Raw genomic sequence first — 15,308 nt, 5'->3', positions numbered from 1 at the left:
CCCTTAATTGTTAATAAATTTTATACCCTCGAACTTTAATTAGTGGACTTCAATCATCACTGCGTCCCCTTGACCGCCACCGCTACAAATCGAAGCAATTCCAATTCCGCCGCCGCGCTGCTTAAGTGCATGGATTAGTGTAACGATAATGCGCGCTCCGCTTGCTCCAATTGGATGTCCCATCGCTACCGCGCCGCCATTTACATTCAATTTTTCCGGATCAATTCCTGCGATTTCTGTACTTGCAATTGCTACCGCTGCAAATGCTTCATTAATCTCGAATAAATCGATGTCTTCAATTTTCTTGCCTGTTTTTTCAAGCAATGCGTTAATTGCATAACCTGGCGTTCTTGGGAAATCTTTAGATTCCACTGCAATTGCTGTATGCGCCAAAATTGTCGCTAATGGCTTTCTTCCTTCTTGCTTCGCTCTGTCTTCGCTCATTAATACAAGTGCGGCACCACCATCATTTAGTCCCGGCGCATTACCAGCTGTCACCGTCGCTGTCTTATCAAATACAGGTTTTAACTTTGCTAACTTTTCAATCGTTGTATCTTCACGTGGCGCCTCATCCTTTGCAACGACAATAGGATCGCCTTTTCTTTGCGGAATCGTTACTGGCACGATTTCCTCTTCAAAACGCCCTTCTTTATGCGCTGAAACCGCACGCTGATGGCTACGATATGCCCATTCATCTTGCGCTTCGCGAGAAATTCCATCTTCTTTCGCAACTTCTCCGCCATAAACGCCCATGTGTGTACCTGAAAATGCACATGTTAAACCGTCAGCAACGTTTAAATCAACAACTTCGTTATTGCCCATTCTGTATCCCCATCTTGCTCCGCGTAAAATGTAAGGACTGTTACTCATCGACTCCATACCGCCAGCTACAATTAGTGATTGATCGCCAGTACGAATAATCTGATCCGCCAACGTAACCGCACGAAGCCCTGATGCACAAACTTTATTCACTGTTTCCGTCTGCACTTCCCATGGGATTCCAGCGGCCCTTGCAGCTTGGCGCGATGGAATTTGCCCCTGTCCACCTTGAATAACCGTTCCAAATATAACTTCTTCAACATCACTAGCCGCAACATTTGCTCTTTCAAGCGCTGCTTTAATTGCAATTCCTCCAAGTTCCGTCGCTTTTACATCTTTTAAAGATCCTCCAAATTTTCCAACTGGTGTTCTTGCAGCACTTAAAATAACTGTTTTACTCATGTTTCTTTCCCCCATTTCATTTTTTAACACTGAGCGCCCGCTCGGTATCCCTACGTTGAGAAGAGGTGCAATCATTGCACCTCTTTCTAAAGTTGTATACATTCTTACAAACTACATCGCTTCTTTTTTCTGTCCGATAACAGATCGTTCTAAAATCTCTGTCACATCAAGAGTTTGAACTTTCTCTTCTACCTCTTTCGCTTTCGTTCCATCACTGATCATCGTTAAGCAATATGGACAACCTGTACCGATAATGGATGGCTGTACAGCTAATGCTTGTTCTGTACGAGCAACGTTAATACGTGAACCTGTTGTTTCTTCCATCCACATTAAGCCACCACCTGCGCCACAGCACATTCCCGTTTCACGGTTACGTGCCATTTCTACAAGATTCACTCCAGGAATCGCTTTCAAAATGTCACGTGGCGCTTCATACACTTCGTTGTATCTTCCTAAATAACAGGAATCATGGTACGTAACTGTTTCTTCAATAGCGTGAACAGGCTTTAAGCGCCCTTCTTTCACCCACTGAGCTAACAATTCTGTATGATGATAGACTTCTGCTTGCAAGCCAAAGTCCGGATACTCATTTTTAAATGTGTTATAAGCATGAGGATCAATCGTAACGATTTTCTTCACTCCTGCCTTTTCAAATTCTTCGATATTCTTTGTCGCCATCTCTTGGAATACAAATTCATTTCCAAGGCGGCGTGGTGTATCTCCAGAATTCTTTTCTTTATTACCGAGAATTGCGAATGAAATGCCTGCTTCGTTCATTAACTTCGCAAACGATATCGCAATCTTCTGACTACGATTGTCGTATGATCCCATTGAACCAACCCAGAATAAATACTCGAATTCCTCCCCAGCTTTTGATTTTTCTTTTACAGTTGGAACTGTTACTTCGTCATCACCTTGGCGCCATGTTTCACGCTCTTTACGGTTCAGCCCCCACGGATTTCCTTGACGCTCGATATTTGTCATCGCGCGTTGTGCTTCCGCGTCCATTTTTCCTTCAGTCAAAACGAGATATCGACGTAAGTCAATAATTTTGTCAACATGCTCATTCATAACTGGGCATTGATCTTCACAGTTACGGCACGTTGTACATGCCCAGATCTCTTCTTCTGTAATAACATCTCCGATTAAACTCGGATCGTAAGCGAGCGTTGTAGACGCTGATTCTTGTTGCCCTTTTCCAGCCGCCATCATCGCTAACTGATTTCCTTGTGTATTATTGAAGGCAACTACTGGAACCCACGGTGCTTTTGATGTTACCGCAGCTCCTTTATCAGTTAAATGATCGCGAAGTTTTAAAATTAAGTCCATCGGTGATAACATTTTTCCTGTTCCTGTTGCCGGACACATATTTGTACAACGGCCACACTCTACACAAGCGTATAAGTCAATAAGTTGATTTTGTCTAAAGTTTTCAATTTTACCAACACCAAATGTTTCTTGCGTTTCATCTTCAAAATCAATCTTTTCAAGCTTCCCTGGGTTTGAAAGACGACCGAAGAATACATTAGCTGGTCCTGCAATTAAATGCGCATGTTTTGATTGTGGAACATACACTAAAAACGTTAACAAAATTAGTAAATGCACCCACCAAGAAAAATAGAACACTGAAATGGCTACGGTTTCATTTATCCCGCTAAAAACGTAAGCGATTGCAGAAGCAATTGGTTCACTCCATGAAAGCTCCTCGCCATGCCATATAAGTCCCATACCGTTACCAAGTAGCACAGAAATCATTAAACCACCGATAAAAATAAGAACAAGACCTGATTTGAAGTTACGTTTTAAACGAACAAGCTTTTCTACATAACGTCTATGAAAAGCCCAAAATACTGCAATTAAAATAACAAGTGTGACAATTTCCTGGAAGAATGTAAATGCAGGGTATAGTGGTCCAAGTGGAAGATGTGATCCTGGTGCGAGTCCTTTCCAAACGAAGTCAATTGCTCCAAATTGGACAAGAATAAATCCGTAAAAGAACATAACGTGAATGATGCCGCTTTTCTTATCTTTCAGCAGCTTTTTCTGACCGAAAACATTGACCTTAAGGAGATCCCAACGCTCTTTAAAACGACGGTCAAACTCAATTTTTTTTCCTAATTGTATGTAGGCCATTCTCGTCCGTATAAGATATACAAACAAATATCCTGCATAAGCAATAACAGCAATGGCAGCCAGCCAATTAATAATCAGTAAGCTATTCATTTTTATGCTACCCCTCTCTTTGTAAGCCCTCTTTCTTTTTGAATCTTCAAAAATATATAATTTTCTGAATTATATCCCCTATCCCCATTATATAATGAGTGAGCATTCAGTCAACAGTTTTTTGTTATAGAACAACACATTTTTTCATAAAGCTGTTTATTTCGGTGAAACTATAAAGTGAAACTTTAATCAGTAGGGGTGGTTCATCCCCCACTGATTATTAGTTGAACCCATCGGGCTTTTACGGGCAGTTGATTTCCTAACTAACTTCTACTTATCCAACATTTTTTGAGGTGAAAGGCTTACTGCCCGTTAAAGCAGGATAAAGTGAAACTTTAATTAGTACAACATCTATCCTCTAAAGAAATTTATAATAACAGCCGTGCTACCCGTATCATTTGTAACATACTGAAGGTGAAAAGAATGCGAAGGAGGGAATTCACTGATGCTCTACTTATCTCTTTTGTTAATATCCGTTGCTCTTTGGATTACAATTGACCTTTCATACGGGAGACTTCTTCATTTAAAACAGGTAAGCTCTCGCACTTTCCCTTTACGTCAAAGTGATTTTCACCTTTATACATATGGGAAAGATTTATATGACGCTTTATTTACTGATATAAAACAAGCACAGCACCACATTCATATTTTATTCTTCATTGTAAAAAACGATAAAATCAGTCGTGAATTTTTAAATTTGCTGATTGATAAGGCTCAGGAAGGAATTGAAGTACGACTTTTACTTGATCGATTTGGCAGCCATTCTTTATCAAACGAAGCTATTCGCTCCCTGCAAAAACATGGTGTATCTTTTTCATTTTGTCATAAGGTAAAATTTCCTCTTCCTTTCTTTTCTGCCAATCAAAGAAATCATAGAAAAATTACAGTGATTGATGGGAAAACCGGCTATATCGGGGGATTTAATATTGGCGAAGAGTATCTAGGGCATAATGAACACTTAGGATTATGGCGAGACTATCATTTACGTCTTACAGGAGAAGGGGTTCAAGATTTACAAAAGCAATTTTTGCATGATTGGTTTGATGATACGAAACAGAATTTATTGGATGCTTCTCTTTATTTTCCAAAACAACAACCAGGTACCATCTTGCATCAATTTATTCCGACTGATGGTGCTTATTTACAGCATACTTTTTTACATTTAATTAACGGAGCAAAAAAAGAAATCTGTATCGGTACGCCATATTTCATTCCTGGAAAAAAAATTATGAATGCCTTATTAAAAGCAACAGAAAGAGGGGTTCAAATCACAATTCTTGTTCCAGAAAAAGCTGATCACCCTCTCGTTCGGGAAGCAAAATTCCCGTACTGCCGAAAATTAATACAGGCTGGTTGCAATATTTATGCATTTCAACAAGGGTTTTTTCACGCCAAAATTATTATAGTGGACGATGATATTTGTGATATCGGAACGGCAAACTTTGATATGAGAAGTTTATATATTAACCATGAAATAAACTGCCTGTTATATAATAAACATTTCATTCAAACAGTAAAAAATAAATTTCATGAAGATCTAGAGAATGCATCCGTACTTTCATATAGCGATGTAAACCCGCCTTCTCTTATCAATAGAGGAAAGGAATGGATTGGAACAATATTTGCTTTCTTTTTATAGGAAAGACAATGAATAAAAGAGGTGTATCTCATATGATTATACGGTTTGGATATGTCTCACATGCAATGGCACTCTGGGACTGTTCTCCTGCCAAAACAATGACGTTTACAAGCTTTAAGAAACTTAGCAAGCAAGAACGAGAAGACAAACTGTACCATGTTATAAAGCAAAATTTAGAGCACACAATACGTATCCTTCATTACAATATAGCGCATGAAATCCCACTATATCGCCTATCGTCTTCCATCGTCCCACTTGCAACACATCCCGAAGTCGAGTTTGACTATATTGGGGTATTCACACCACTTTGGCGTAAAATAGGGGCTTTAATTAAAGAACACAATTTACGAATAAGTTTTCATCCAAATCAATTTACGCTATTTACAAGCGACAAGCCACATATTACTACTAACGCTATTACGGATATGACTTATCATTATAAAATATTGGATGCTATAGGCATTGCAGATTCTTCTTACATTAATATTCATGTAGGTGGAGCCTATGGAAATAAAGAAAAGGCAATTGAGCGCTTCCATGAAAACATAAAAAAACTTCCTACACATATAAAAAAACAAATGACTCTTGAAAATGATGATAAAACCTATACAACCGCTGAAACTTTATCCATTTGCCAAAAAGAAAATATTCCATTTGTATTTGATTATCATCATCATCATATGGCCAATCTTTGCGAGGAACCACTAGAAGAGTTGCTTCCTGCAATTTTTGAAACTTGGTCACATACAAATATCTCTCCTAAAGTTCACATTTCCTCCCCGAGATCGGAAAAAGAATTTAGGGCTCATGCTGAATATATCGATTTAGAGTTTATTAAGCCTTTCTTACACATTGCAAAAAAACACAATCATAATTTCGATATTATGATTGAAAGTAAACAAAAAGACTTAGCACTATTCCAATTAATAGATGAACTTTCTGCTATAAGAGGAATTAAAAGAATAAGTGGTGCAATGTTACAGTGGTAAATTGTAACTTTGCACCATTTTTTCAAAAAAGTAATTTTTATAGTAAAAAACATTCTGTTTTATATGCTATTATTTAAATTAGCATTTTCTCCCCGAGATTCAACTTTATTGAAACGGAGTCATAATATGATTAATCAAAAAAAGTATATACAATCTGTCATAATATACATATTTATATTTGCTCTTTGGATATTCCTTATACCAAATGAGTCGAATATAAAAGAAATCGGGATTCTTTTCTTATTCTGTTTCGCTGCACTTTTTTCTTGCTATTGCTTATGTAAAGCGATTAGAAAAATGACGCATGGTGATAAATTATTTTGGATTTTATTATTATGTACTTGTCTATGCGGGTTAGCTATGGAAATAACTTTATTTCTTCCTTCACTTTCTATTCATAAGCAAGTTATATTCTCATATAAAGCATTACCTTTTTTTATCATACAATATGTTTTACTCTTTGTTGGATTTGCTATAAAGTTTATAAAAATTTACTCTATTAAGGGTCTTGCTCAATTTTCATTCGATAGCATCTTTATTGTTATTATGAACATTTATTTCACTTTAACTTTTATCTTGGACCTTTCAAGCTTCCGTATGTTAACAAAGGAAACTTGGATTTTAATTGGCTATTTTATTGCACAATCATTAGTAATTTACGCCGTTATTAGTCTATATAGAAGAGAACAATATTCTTCTAGTAGAATCGCATTAATTATCGGTTTCACTATTATACTCGTATACGGTTACATTCATCTGTTTCAATTAAATTTTGGGATGAAAACTTCTCCTGAATTTAATTATTTAATACACACTGCTTCTATTTTATTAATTGGACTTTCTTCCATACTATATATCTTGGATAAACCAATGCAACATGAAACAAAAGCAAAATATTATCGATTCGATTATGTACGTTTTATACTACCTTATTTTAGTATAATTATTACTTTTTCCTTTATTATCATTCAACCTTGGGATGATAAATTTATGTTAATTGGTCTCGTATTATCACTTATTTTGTTATTCTTGCGGCAACTTTACATGTGGAAAGATAATCAAGCACTAATCCTTACATATGAACAGTTGACTACACAACTAGAGGATGAAGTTGAAGAAGGTGCATTTGCATTATCAAAAAGTGAACAACGCTATAAGTCTTTATTCGAAGATCATCCCGATGCCGTTTTCTCTTTAAATATGAATGGCATTTTTCAACAATCTAATAAGGCTTGCGAAAGCTTATTTACTGCCTATTATTGCCAAGTGGCAAGCTATTCTCTGGTACACTTCATTGATTCAAAAGACCACGAACTACTAAAGAAGGCTTTACAAATTACAAAGGAAGGTAGGCCACAAACGTTAGAAGTTCGGACAAAAGAACAAGAAGGCTATTATTATTATCTTCATATTACACTTATCCCTACTTTTATAAACAAAGAAGTGGTCGGAATGTTTGGGATAGCACGTGATATTACCACCTTATATGAAAAACAAAAACAAGTAGAACATTTAGCCTTTCACGATGCACTTACTGGATTACCAAATCGCCGAAAGTTCGAAAAAGATTTAAAAGCCATTTTAAATACAGCTCAAACTAACGCAAATGATGTCGCCGTCATATTCCTTGATTTAGATCGATTTAAAAAAATTAACGATAGACTTGGTCATGACGTCGGAGATTTATTATTAATTGAAGTAGCAAAAAGATTACGCGGTTGCTTGCGTTCAAAAGATATCGTCGCTCGTCAAGGTGGAGATGAGTTTACAATTCTATTACCAGAAATGTACTCAGAAAAAAGTGCAATTTTTATAGCTGAACAGATTTTAACTATTTTAAACAAACCATTCTTCATTCAAGGCGAAGAACTCTCTATTACACCAAGTATCGGAATTGCGATGTACCCTGATTATGGAACTGATGTAAATGAGTTAATGAAAAATGCTGATATGGCTATGTATCGTGCGAAAGCAAATGGAAAAAACAGATTTGTTTTCTTCTCAAAAGAAATGAGTATCGCTCAAAATGAAATTCAATTCTTAGAAGGTGAACTTTCAAAAGCATTACAACAAAATGAATTTTTCCTTGAATACCAGCCACAAGTAAGCACAAAAACAAAACAAATTATCGGTTTTGAAGCATTAATACGTTGGAAGCATCCAAAACTCGGTATCGTATCTCCTGCCCAATTTATCCCTCTAGCAGAGGAAACTGGTTTTATTATTGAACTTGGCAATTGGATTTTACGTACTGCCTGTTTAGAAGCAAAAAGATGGCATAATCAAGGTTTTTCTCACTTAAAAGTTGGTGTGAATTTATCTGTTGTTCAATTTAACCATGCAGATTTAATCCCAACTATTTCAAAGGTGTTGGAAGAGACAGAACTGAAACCAGAAGCACTAGATATTGAAATTACGGAAAGCATCGCAATTAATCAAAATCAATCTGTAGTTGCAAAACTAGAACAACTTCAAAATCTCGGTATTCAAATTTCAATCGACGACTTTGGTACTGGTTATAGTTCTTTAGCTTATTTAACAAAATATCCAATCAACACATTAAAAATCGCTCGAGAGTTTATTTGTGGAATTACAACTAGCCCTTTAGAAGAAGCAATTGTCTCTTCCATTATTACACTATCAAAAGAACTAAATTTAAAAGTGATTGCAGAAGGTGTAGAAACAGCAGAAGAATGGGAATTTTTACATAAACAAAATTGTGATCACATTCAAGGATTCTTTATTAGCAAACCTGTTTCTAGTAAAGACGTTTGGATGTTACTCCATAAAAAAACAACCGTCTAAGTAAGACGGTTGTTTTTTAGAACTCAAAAGGTACTTCATTAGCTAATTGTATCTCTTGATTATTATGAGAAATTATTTGGTTTTTCTCTAATGCTGTATCTCCTAATGAAATACCCCATGCCATCGCTAACGTTAGTAAACTACCAATAAGTAGTTTTTTCATATTCCATCACCCGCATTTTTTCTTTAAATATATCATGAAAAATTATCCAGACTTTATGCAATTATGCATATTTGTTCTTTATGTCTTTTTTATTTCTTCATTTTTTTTATAAGTGATTCTTTTAATTCATGGTTTCCTAATATATCAAAAAAGAAGCATGCTTTTTCGTAAGCATCTTCAATTTCTGCTCTATCACACCCAAGTTTTGCTAGGCATTCACCTTTTCGAAAGTATAACTGCCCAATCAATGTCATACTGTTAATTCGACACGATAGGTCAATGGCTTTATTTGCGTGACAAAGCGCTTCTTCGTATTGATTGTCTATGTATAATGCTTTTGCATGATTATGTCTCACCTTCACATCAAACTCTTTATTATCATGCAATGCCTCTAATTGTTTTAATATATTTTCAAACAAATCAATACCCTGCTTCAAATAGCCGTTTTCAGCATAAATGTTTGCAATTGCGTTTTCAATATAAAGGTTCTGATATACATCTATTCCTACCAGTTGTTGATTGAGCAATTTCTTTAATTCTAAAATGCAATATTCGTAATCGATTTTTTTCAATACGTAAGCAGCTACATAATATTGCCATTGAAGAAATTGCTGAAGCTCGGGATGATATTCTTCCTTTTTCAATTCATTGCATACTCTATTATAAATTTCTTTATATTTTTTTTGCTTACAAAGCAGAATAATTTGATCTTTTAACTGCTTATTCCTCTCAATATCAGAATAAATAAGTACCTCATAAAAATGAATGATGGGAACTTGTAATTTTGCTGCAATACCTTGCAATATATCCATACTTGGGTATACCGCGCCCGATTCAATTCGACTTACTTCCGATTGATGACATATGTTCTCGGATAACTGTTTTTGTGTTAATCCTCTCATCACCCTAATTTTCTTAATTTCACTTCCTAATTTTTCTGCGTGCATACTTACTCACCATCCCATTATAACAATCTAGTTTTTTAAGTTGTCATACCACTACAATAATGTGAATTCGACAATTTTTGATATGAAATAATGCATAATATATATATAATTCGGCAAATTTTTCATACAATTCATCTCACATACAATAATAGATTAGGAGTGTTATAGATGAATTATAGAAAACTTGCTAGTGCTTTCGTTACATTCGGTCTTCTTTGCCCTTTATCAACAGAAGCTATTCATGCTCAAGAGTTAGACAAAAGTGCAGTCAAAGTTGAAATTGCTCAGCCTGGTTTAACAATCGGGAAATTAACACAACCTCAAAATGATACGAAAGAAAATATTGCTAAAAAGTATTTAAAAGGTGAGGTAAATGGGGCGAAAGCTCAACAAGAACAAGTCACTACTGAAAAAAATGTAGATTTCCAACCTACAAATAAAGAAACTAAAGAAAATCAAACCGAAGTTCGCCTTGCACAAACATATAAAAACTATAAAGTATATGGCCAAGATCTCATTGTAAAAGTAGATAAAAATGGAGTGATCACAACTGTTAGTGGTAAAGTTGTTCAGAATTTAAATCAACAACCTAATCTTACTATAACAAATTTTTTGTCGAAAAATGAAGTAAAATCTAAATTACGCGATATAGTTCAAATTCCAAGTGATGCAGTTGAGACAGAATTCTCTAGCGAAACCGTTGTTTATAAGAAAAAAGATGGCTATTATACATTCGCAACTGTTATTACATTTACTTATGAAAACAATGAACAAATTATAAACGGCAATGCTATCGTTGATCTAAAAACTGGCGAAGTACTTTTCCAAGAAAAGTTCATTAAAAACAAAGAGAATAAGACTATAAATCAAGTAACATCACCTAGATTATCCCCTGCAAGTGAGCAAGGAACTGGGAAAAATGCACTTCAAGAAAACATCTCTTTCAATATTGCCAAAGGAACTGATGGGAAATTTTATTTAGCGGATTTATCACGCGGAAATGGTATTTATATTTATAATGCAAACTACGCCGATTCCCTCGGAGGATATAGTCAAGCTGGTTATCCAGGGACACTAATTTCAAGTAGCAATCCTAATTTTGCAGATAAAGAAGCCGCGGGCGCTATGAAGAATATGAGTGATATTTACGATTACTTTAAGAAAGAACATAATCTAAAAAGTTACGACAATAAAGATTCAAAAGTTGTTGCTAGTGTACACGGTTTTGATTCTACTGAAGTTAGTGATGGTGTAAAAGAAGACTATGTAAATGCATTTTGGCATCCCGCTTGGAACCAAATGGTATTTGGTGATGGTCTAGACGGAAAACTAACATCCGCTCTTGATGTAACAGCTCATGAATTTGGACATGCTGTATTTAGTGGCACGACGAAAAATAAAGTCGTGAGATATCCAAGCGCTGAAACATCTGCACTAAACGAGGGATTAGCGGATTTCTGGGGTACACAAATCGAATATTACGTAAAGAAAGATAAAGGAAACTGGATTATGGGCGATACATTAGGCGGCCTAACAATTCGTGATATCCCAAAGGAAATTGGTGACGGCGGTCATAAATTATATACAAATTTACAAGATTTCTATAACGATGGTAATAATCAAGAATCACACGTAAATTCTGGTATTATCAGTCACGTATTATATCAATTAGCTGAAGGTAAAACATATAACGGTGTTGCTGTTCAAAAGCAAGGAAATGAAAAAGTAAGTAAAGTTGTTATGCGTACATTGCAAAATTATGCAACTTCCGCTGAAGACTTTGAATCACTTCAATCTCATATTGTACAAGCTGCAAAAGATTTATATGGCACTGCCGTATCAAATGAATTTGCAAAGGCATTTGAAGCACACGGTTACAAACCGTTACAAAAAATAAATAAAGTAATAGCGGTACAATAATAAAAAAGAAGTTTACCAATCATAGGTAAACTTCTTTTCATATCCATCCCTTTTCTTCCGCAATTGTAATTGCTTCAATTCTATTTTTCGCATCAAGCTTCGCTAATACTTCAGAAATATAATTACGTACTGTACCCGGCGAAAGATAAAGTGCCTTCGCAATTTCGTTTGCCGTCTTTCCTTCTTTCGCAAGCAACAATACTTCCTTTTCGCGATCTGACAACGGATTTTGCTCCTGCCATAAGCCAAACATTAAATCTTGGGAGACCTCTCGTTTCCCCTTCATTACATTACGAATTGCTGCCGCTAAATCTTCACTTGGGCTATCCTTTAATAAATAGCCGTGCACACCAGCTTTCATTGCTCTTTCAAAATATCCCGGCCGTGCAAATGTTGTTAAAATCATTACTTTGCATGATGATTTTTCTTTCTTTAACGCTTCAGCAACATCTAATCCACTTTGAATCGGCATTTCAATATCCATGATACTTATATCCGGTTTTAACGATTCAATTAATTTTAGCGCCTCTTCCCCGTTTGCCGCTTGTCCAATTACTTCGATATCATCTTCTAGATCAAGCAGAGCCCCTAACGCACCACGAAGCATCCGCTGATCTTCTGCAATAATAATTCGGATCATGCCCTCACCTCATCTTTTCCTGTTCTAATAACAACTGGAACTTTTACTGTTAACAACGTCCCTGGATTGATTGTACCTAGTTCAACAAATCCATCAATAAGAGCAATTCGTTCTTTCATGCCGCGAATACCATTTCCATCATGATTTTGATCTGTTAAACCGATTCCGTTATCTTCTACTTTCAAAATCAGTTCACCTTGTGATTCTAATACAGAAACTGCGCACCGCGTCGCCTTACTATGTTTTACAACATTTGTAACAGCCTCACGTAAACACATCCCGACAATATTTTGTTCAATTGGTGATAACGAGCTCGATCTTGCTTCTTGCCTCACTTCTAATTCAATATTAGCTGCTTGTAAGATCGCTTTTATTTGCTCTAGCTCTTCTTCTACCGTAATCATACGCATATCAGAAATTAATTCTCTCAGCTGTTTTAAGGCTGTACGAGAAGTTTGTGTAATTTCCTTCGCTTCCGCACTTGCACGCTCTGGATTTTTCACAATTAACTTCTCTACAAGCTGGCTTTTTAAAGTAATAAGAGATAACGTATGCCCTAATGTGTCATGAAGATCTCTTGCAATCCGCTGCCGTTCTTCACGTTTTACTAAGTCTTTAATTTGCTCGTTCGCCTCATCTAATTGATTTCTTAACATCTTTTTCTGATTAAAATTACGCATACCAAATGGCGTAAGAAGCATTAAAATAAACATCGGAACGATATTTACTAAACTTGTAGTTGTTATTTGATTCATATTTACAAATAAAAATGCTCCAAGCATTATAACTAACGAGCATAACAGCACTCGAAATACTTTCTTATTTGGCGCAAATCCCATCGCACTTGCTGTGAAAAAGCCAAAAAATATCATAAAAGGATTATAAAATAAAGCAAATAAAAAGATGAGTATCATTTGAATGCATGCCCATAAAATAAACGTCTTCTGAACAAAATATAGCTGACGGTATGTGATAATAAAAAGTATCAACATACCGCTTCCTAGCACAAGCTTCCACCCTGATGCTTGTGCTAAATGGTAAATTGGAAATAATAAATACACAAGCCACATGTACGGAAAAAATCCCATATGTTTTGGAAAAATCTCAATCCTCTTCTTCTCTATCATTTATACCGCTTCCTGTCTTTTTCTTATATATATTGATACTACAACAAATATAAGGAAATAACCTCCTAATACCGCGATATTTTCCCATCCAATTGATTTTCCAGCTACAATATCCCACGCACCACTTCCAAAATGGTATGTTGGTGTCCATTCACCAATCGTTCTTAAGATTTTTGGGAATACTTCAATCGGCATCCATAACCCGCCAACTATAGCTAAACTCATATTTAAAATATTTGCTAAGCCAGCAGCTGCGTCCGCCTTCTTAATGGAACCTATTACTGTTCCTAACGCCAAAAATGGTGTTACCCCTAATAATAACCATAACCCCGCACCAATCCATTGCCCTACCGTTAACTCAACATGATTAATTAGTATCCCTGCAATAAAAATAACTAATATTGAAAAAGCATTTACTACTGTTTGAGCGATAATTTTTGCTGTTAAATATGCTCCCTCTGGAAGCGGTGTAATTTTTAAAAGATGTGTCCATCCTTGCCCTTTTTCCTGAGAAAGTCTCACACCGAAACTAAAGAGTGCAGTCCCTACAATACTGAAAGTTGCCATCGAAATTAAATAATGTGCTTTCCACGCATCTCCGTTTTGTGGTACTTGAACAACATTTGTAAAAATGTAGTAAAACATAACGGGCATTAATAATGAGAAAAAGATAAATAATTTATTGCGGAATGTACGTAAAATTTCTATTTTGCACTGCATCCATAACGCTCTCATGCGATTTCCTCCTTCTGATTTGCGACAAACTGTTCAAATGCCTCATCAAGGCTTCCACGTTCAACTGAAACATCTGTTACAGGTAAACTCCTTTGATAAATGGCTTTTAAAGTTGCATCCGTATCCTCCGTTGTTAAAATGAAGCGTCCTTCGTTTGACTTTACTTCTGTTACATTTGGTAATTCCTTTAGTAATTTTGTAGGAATGCTTTCCTTTGAGTAAAATGTAATTGTTTTTCTCGAAATCGTTGCTTTCATTTCGTCTGGTGTAACATCTGCGATAATCTTTCCGTTCGCAAATAATAAGATACGATTTGCTAAAGCATCTGCTTCTTCTAAATAATGCGTCGTTAAAATAATCGTTTTCCCTTCACTTGCTAACTTTCGAATCGTTTCCCAAAACGTTCTTCGAGACGTAATATCCATTCCGACTGTCGGCTCATCTAAAAATAACAAATCCGGATTTCCCGCAAGTGCAAGCGCAAAGTTTAACCTTCTTTTTTGCCCACCTGATAATTTCTCACATCTTTGCTTTCGCTCTGATTCTAAATTTGATAACTGCAGTAACGTCTCTTTCTCTATAGGATTCGTATAATAACTACGGAATAACTCAATTGCCTCTTCCACCGTAATACTATCAATGACACTTACTTCTTGCAGCATCGCACCGAGGCTATTACGAACATCTCTATGCTTTGGACTCTTTCCAAATATAGAGACCTTACCTTCCGTTGGTTCCTTTAACCCAAGCATCATCGACATCGTCGTTGTTTTCCCAGCACCATTCGGACCAAGCAACGCTACTATTTCCCCTTTATTTACATGAAATGAAACATTATTTACTGCGTTTTTATGTTTAAATGTTTTAGAAACATCATTTACTTCAATAATCTTTTCCAT

General features: G+C 35.8%; 12 protein-coding genes. 4 read left to right on the top strand and 8 right to left on the bottom strand.

All coding sequences use genetic code 11. The features are described from left to right. Window positions 1–39: 39 nt before the first annotated feature. Window positions 40–1,323, bottom strand: coding sequence for an acetyl-CoA C-acetyltransferase (locus QCI79_RS14200; protein ID WP_002101582.1), 1,284 nt, complete (start codon window positions 1,321–1,323; stop codon window positions 40–42). A 9-nt stretch (window positions 1,324–1,332) separates the two neighbouring features. Then, on the bottom strand, window positions 1,333–3,444 hold the full coding sequence (locus tag QCI79_RS14195; protein ID WP_001086778.1) for a (Fe-S)-binding protein: 2,112 nt from the start codon (window positions 3,442–3,444) through the stop codon (window positions 1,333–1,335). A 445-nt stretch (window positions 3,445–3,889) separates the two neighbouring features. Here QCI79_RS14195 and cls point away from each other — a divergent pair, with 445 nt between their 5' ends. From cls to QCI79_RS14180, 3 genes are all read left to right on the top strand, one after another. Then, complete coding sequence (cls, locus tag QCI79_RS14190; protein ID WP_021727733.1) at window positions 3,890–5,083, top strand: cardiolipin synthase; 1,194 nt, start codon at window positions 3,890–3,892, stop codon at window positions 5,081–5,083. 32 nt (window positions 5,084–5,115) lie between these two features. After that, the gene (gene uvsE, locus QCI79_RS14185) at window positions 5,116–6,072 is read left to right on the top strand and encodes a UV DNA damage repair endonuclease UvsE (protein WP_021727732.1); all 957 of its coding nucleotides are present in this window, start codon (window positions 5,116–5,118) and stop codon (window positions 6,070–6,072) included. A gap of 126 nt (window positions 6,073–6,198) precedes the next feature. Then, window positions 6,199–8,877 (top strand): DUF4084 domain-containing protein, encoded by a 2,679-nt coding sequence (locus tag QCI79_RS14180; RefSeq protein ID WP_000609931.1) that lies wholly within the window; start codon window positions 6,199–6,201, stop codon window positions 8,875–8,877. A gap of 16 nt (window positions 8,878–8,893) precedes the next feature. On the opposite strand, the gene QCI79_RS14175 is transcribed toward QCI79_RS14180, so the two are convergent. Both QCI79_RS14175 and QCI79_RS14170 read right to left on the bottom strand, forming a co-directional pair. Continuing rightward, entirely contained in the window at window positions 8,894–9,040 is a 147-nt protein-coding gene (locus QCI79_RS14175; RefSeq protein ID WP_000734726.1) for a quorum-sensing peptide PapR, read from the bottom strand. Window positions 9,041–9,129: 89 nt separating this feature from the next. After that, entirely contained in the window at window positions 9,130–9,987 is an 858-nt protein-coding gene (locus tag QCI79_RS14170) for a helix-turn-helix domain-containing protein (protein WP_000542925.1), read from the bottom strand. A 168-nt stretch (window positions 9,988–10,155) separates the two neighbouring features. Between QCI79_RS14170 and QCI79_RS14165 the strand changes: the two genes are divergently transcribed. Further along, window positions 10,156–11,907 carry a M4 family metallopeptidase gene (locus QCI79_RS14165; RefSeq protein ID WP_001109508.1) on the top strand — a complete coding sequence of 584 codons (1,752 nt, stop codon included), beginning with the start codon at window positions 10,156–10,158 and terminating at the stop codon, window positions 11,905–11,907. 37 nt (window positions 11,908–11,944) lie between these two features. On the opposite strand, the gene QCI79_RS14160 is transcribed toward QCI79_RS14165, so the two are convergent. From QCI79_RS14160 to QCI79_RS14145, 4 genes are read right to left on the bottom strand one after another with little or no spacing between them, the layout of a single operon-like run. Further along, on the bottom strand, window positions 11,945–12,547 hold the full coding sequence (locus QCI79_RS14160; RefSeq protein WP_000619244.1) for a response regulator transcription factor: 603 nt from the start codon (window positions 12,545–12,547) through the stop codon (window positions 11,945–11,947). Next, a complete protein-coding gene (locus QCI79_RS14155; RefSeq protein ID WP_000570624.1) occupies window positions 12,544–13,674 on the bottom strand; it encodes a sensor histidine kinase in 1,131 nt (376 codons plus the stop codon). The genes QCI79_RS14160 and QCI79_RS14155 overlap by 4 nt, the downstream gene beginning before the upstream one ends. Next, on the bottom strand, window positions 13,675–14,409 hold the full coding sequence (locus tag QCI79_RS14150) for an ABC transporter permease (protein WP_001202427.1): 735 nt from the start codon (window positions 14,407–14,409) through the stop codon (window positions 13,675–13,677). After that, entirely contained in the window at window positions 14,406–15,308 is a 903-nt protein-coding gene (locus QCI79_RS14145) for an ABC transporter ATP-binding protein (RefSeq protein ID WP_000411114.1), read from the bottom strand. The genes QCI79_RS14150 and QCI79_RS14145 overlap by 4 nt, the downstream gene beginning before the upstream one ends.

This window comes from Bacillus cereus group sp. MG1 (genome assembly GCF_040460035.1).
Lineage (GTDB): Bacteria > Bacillota > Bacilli > Bacillales > Bacillaceae_G > Bacillus_A > Bacillus_A cereus.
This window is presented reverse-complemented; position numbering and strand designations above follow the sequence as displayed.

Excerpts from the sequence above, each read along its gene's own strand:
- QCI79_RS14200 (WP_002101582.1), bottom strand. The coding sequence starts at position 1,323 with ATGTATACAACTTTAGAAAGAGGTGCAATGATTGCACCTCTTCTCAAC.
- QCI79_RS14195 (WP_001086778.1), bottom strand. The coding sequence starts at position 3,444 with ATGAATAGCTTACTGATTATTAATTGGCTGGCTGCCATTGCTGTTATT.
- cls (WP_021727733.1), top strand. The coding sequence starts at position 3,890 with ATGCTCTACTTATCTCTTTTGTTAATATCCGTTGCTCTTTGGATTACA.
- uvsE (WP_021727732.1), top strand. The coding sequence starts at position 5,116 with ATGATTATACGGTTTGGATATGTCTCACATGCAATGGCACTCTGGGAC.
- QCI79_RS14180 (WP_000609931.1), top strand. The coding sequence starts at position 6,199 with ATGATTAATCAAAAAAAGTATATACAATCTGTCATAATATACATATTT.
- QCI79_RS14175 (WP_000734726.1), bottom strand. The coding sequence starts at position 9,040 with ATGAAAAAACTACTTATTGGTAGTTTACTAACGTTAGCGATGGCATGG.
- QCI79_RS14170 (WP_000542925.1), bottom strand. The coding sequence starts at position 9,987 with ATGCACGCAGAAAAATTAGGAAGTGAAATTAAGAAAATTAGGGTGATG.
- QCI79_RS14165 (WP_001109508.1), top strand. The coding sequence starts at position 10,156 with ATGAATTATAGAAAACTTGCTAGTGCTTTCGTTACATTCGGTCTTCTT.
- QCI79_RS14160 (WP_000619244.1), bottom strand. The coding sequence starts at position 12,547 with ATGATCCGAATTATTATTGCAGAAGATCAGCGGATGCTTCGTGGTGCG.
- QCI79_RS14155 (WP_000570624.1), bottom strand. The coding sequence starts at position 13,674 with ATGATAGAGAAGAAGAGGATTGAGATTTTTCCAAAACATATGGGATTT.
- QCI79_RS14150 (WP_001202427.1), bottom strand. The coding sequence starts at position 14,409 with ATGAGAGCGTTATGGATGCAGTGCAAAATAGAAATTTTACGTACATTC.
- QCI79_RS14145 (WP_000411114.1), bottom strand. The coding sequence starts at position 15,308 with ATGGAAAAGATTATTGAAGTAAATGATGTTTCTAAAACATTTAAACAT.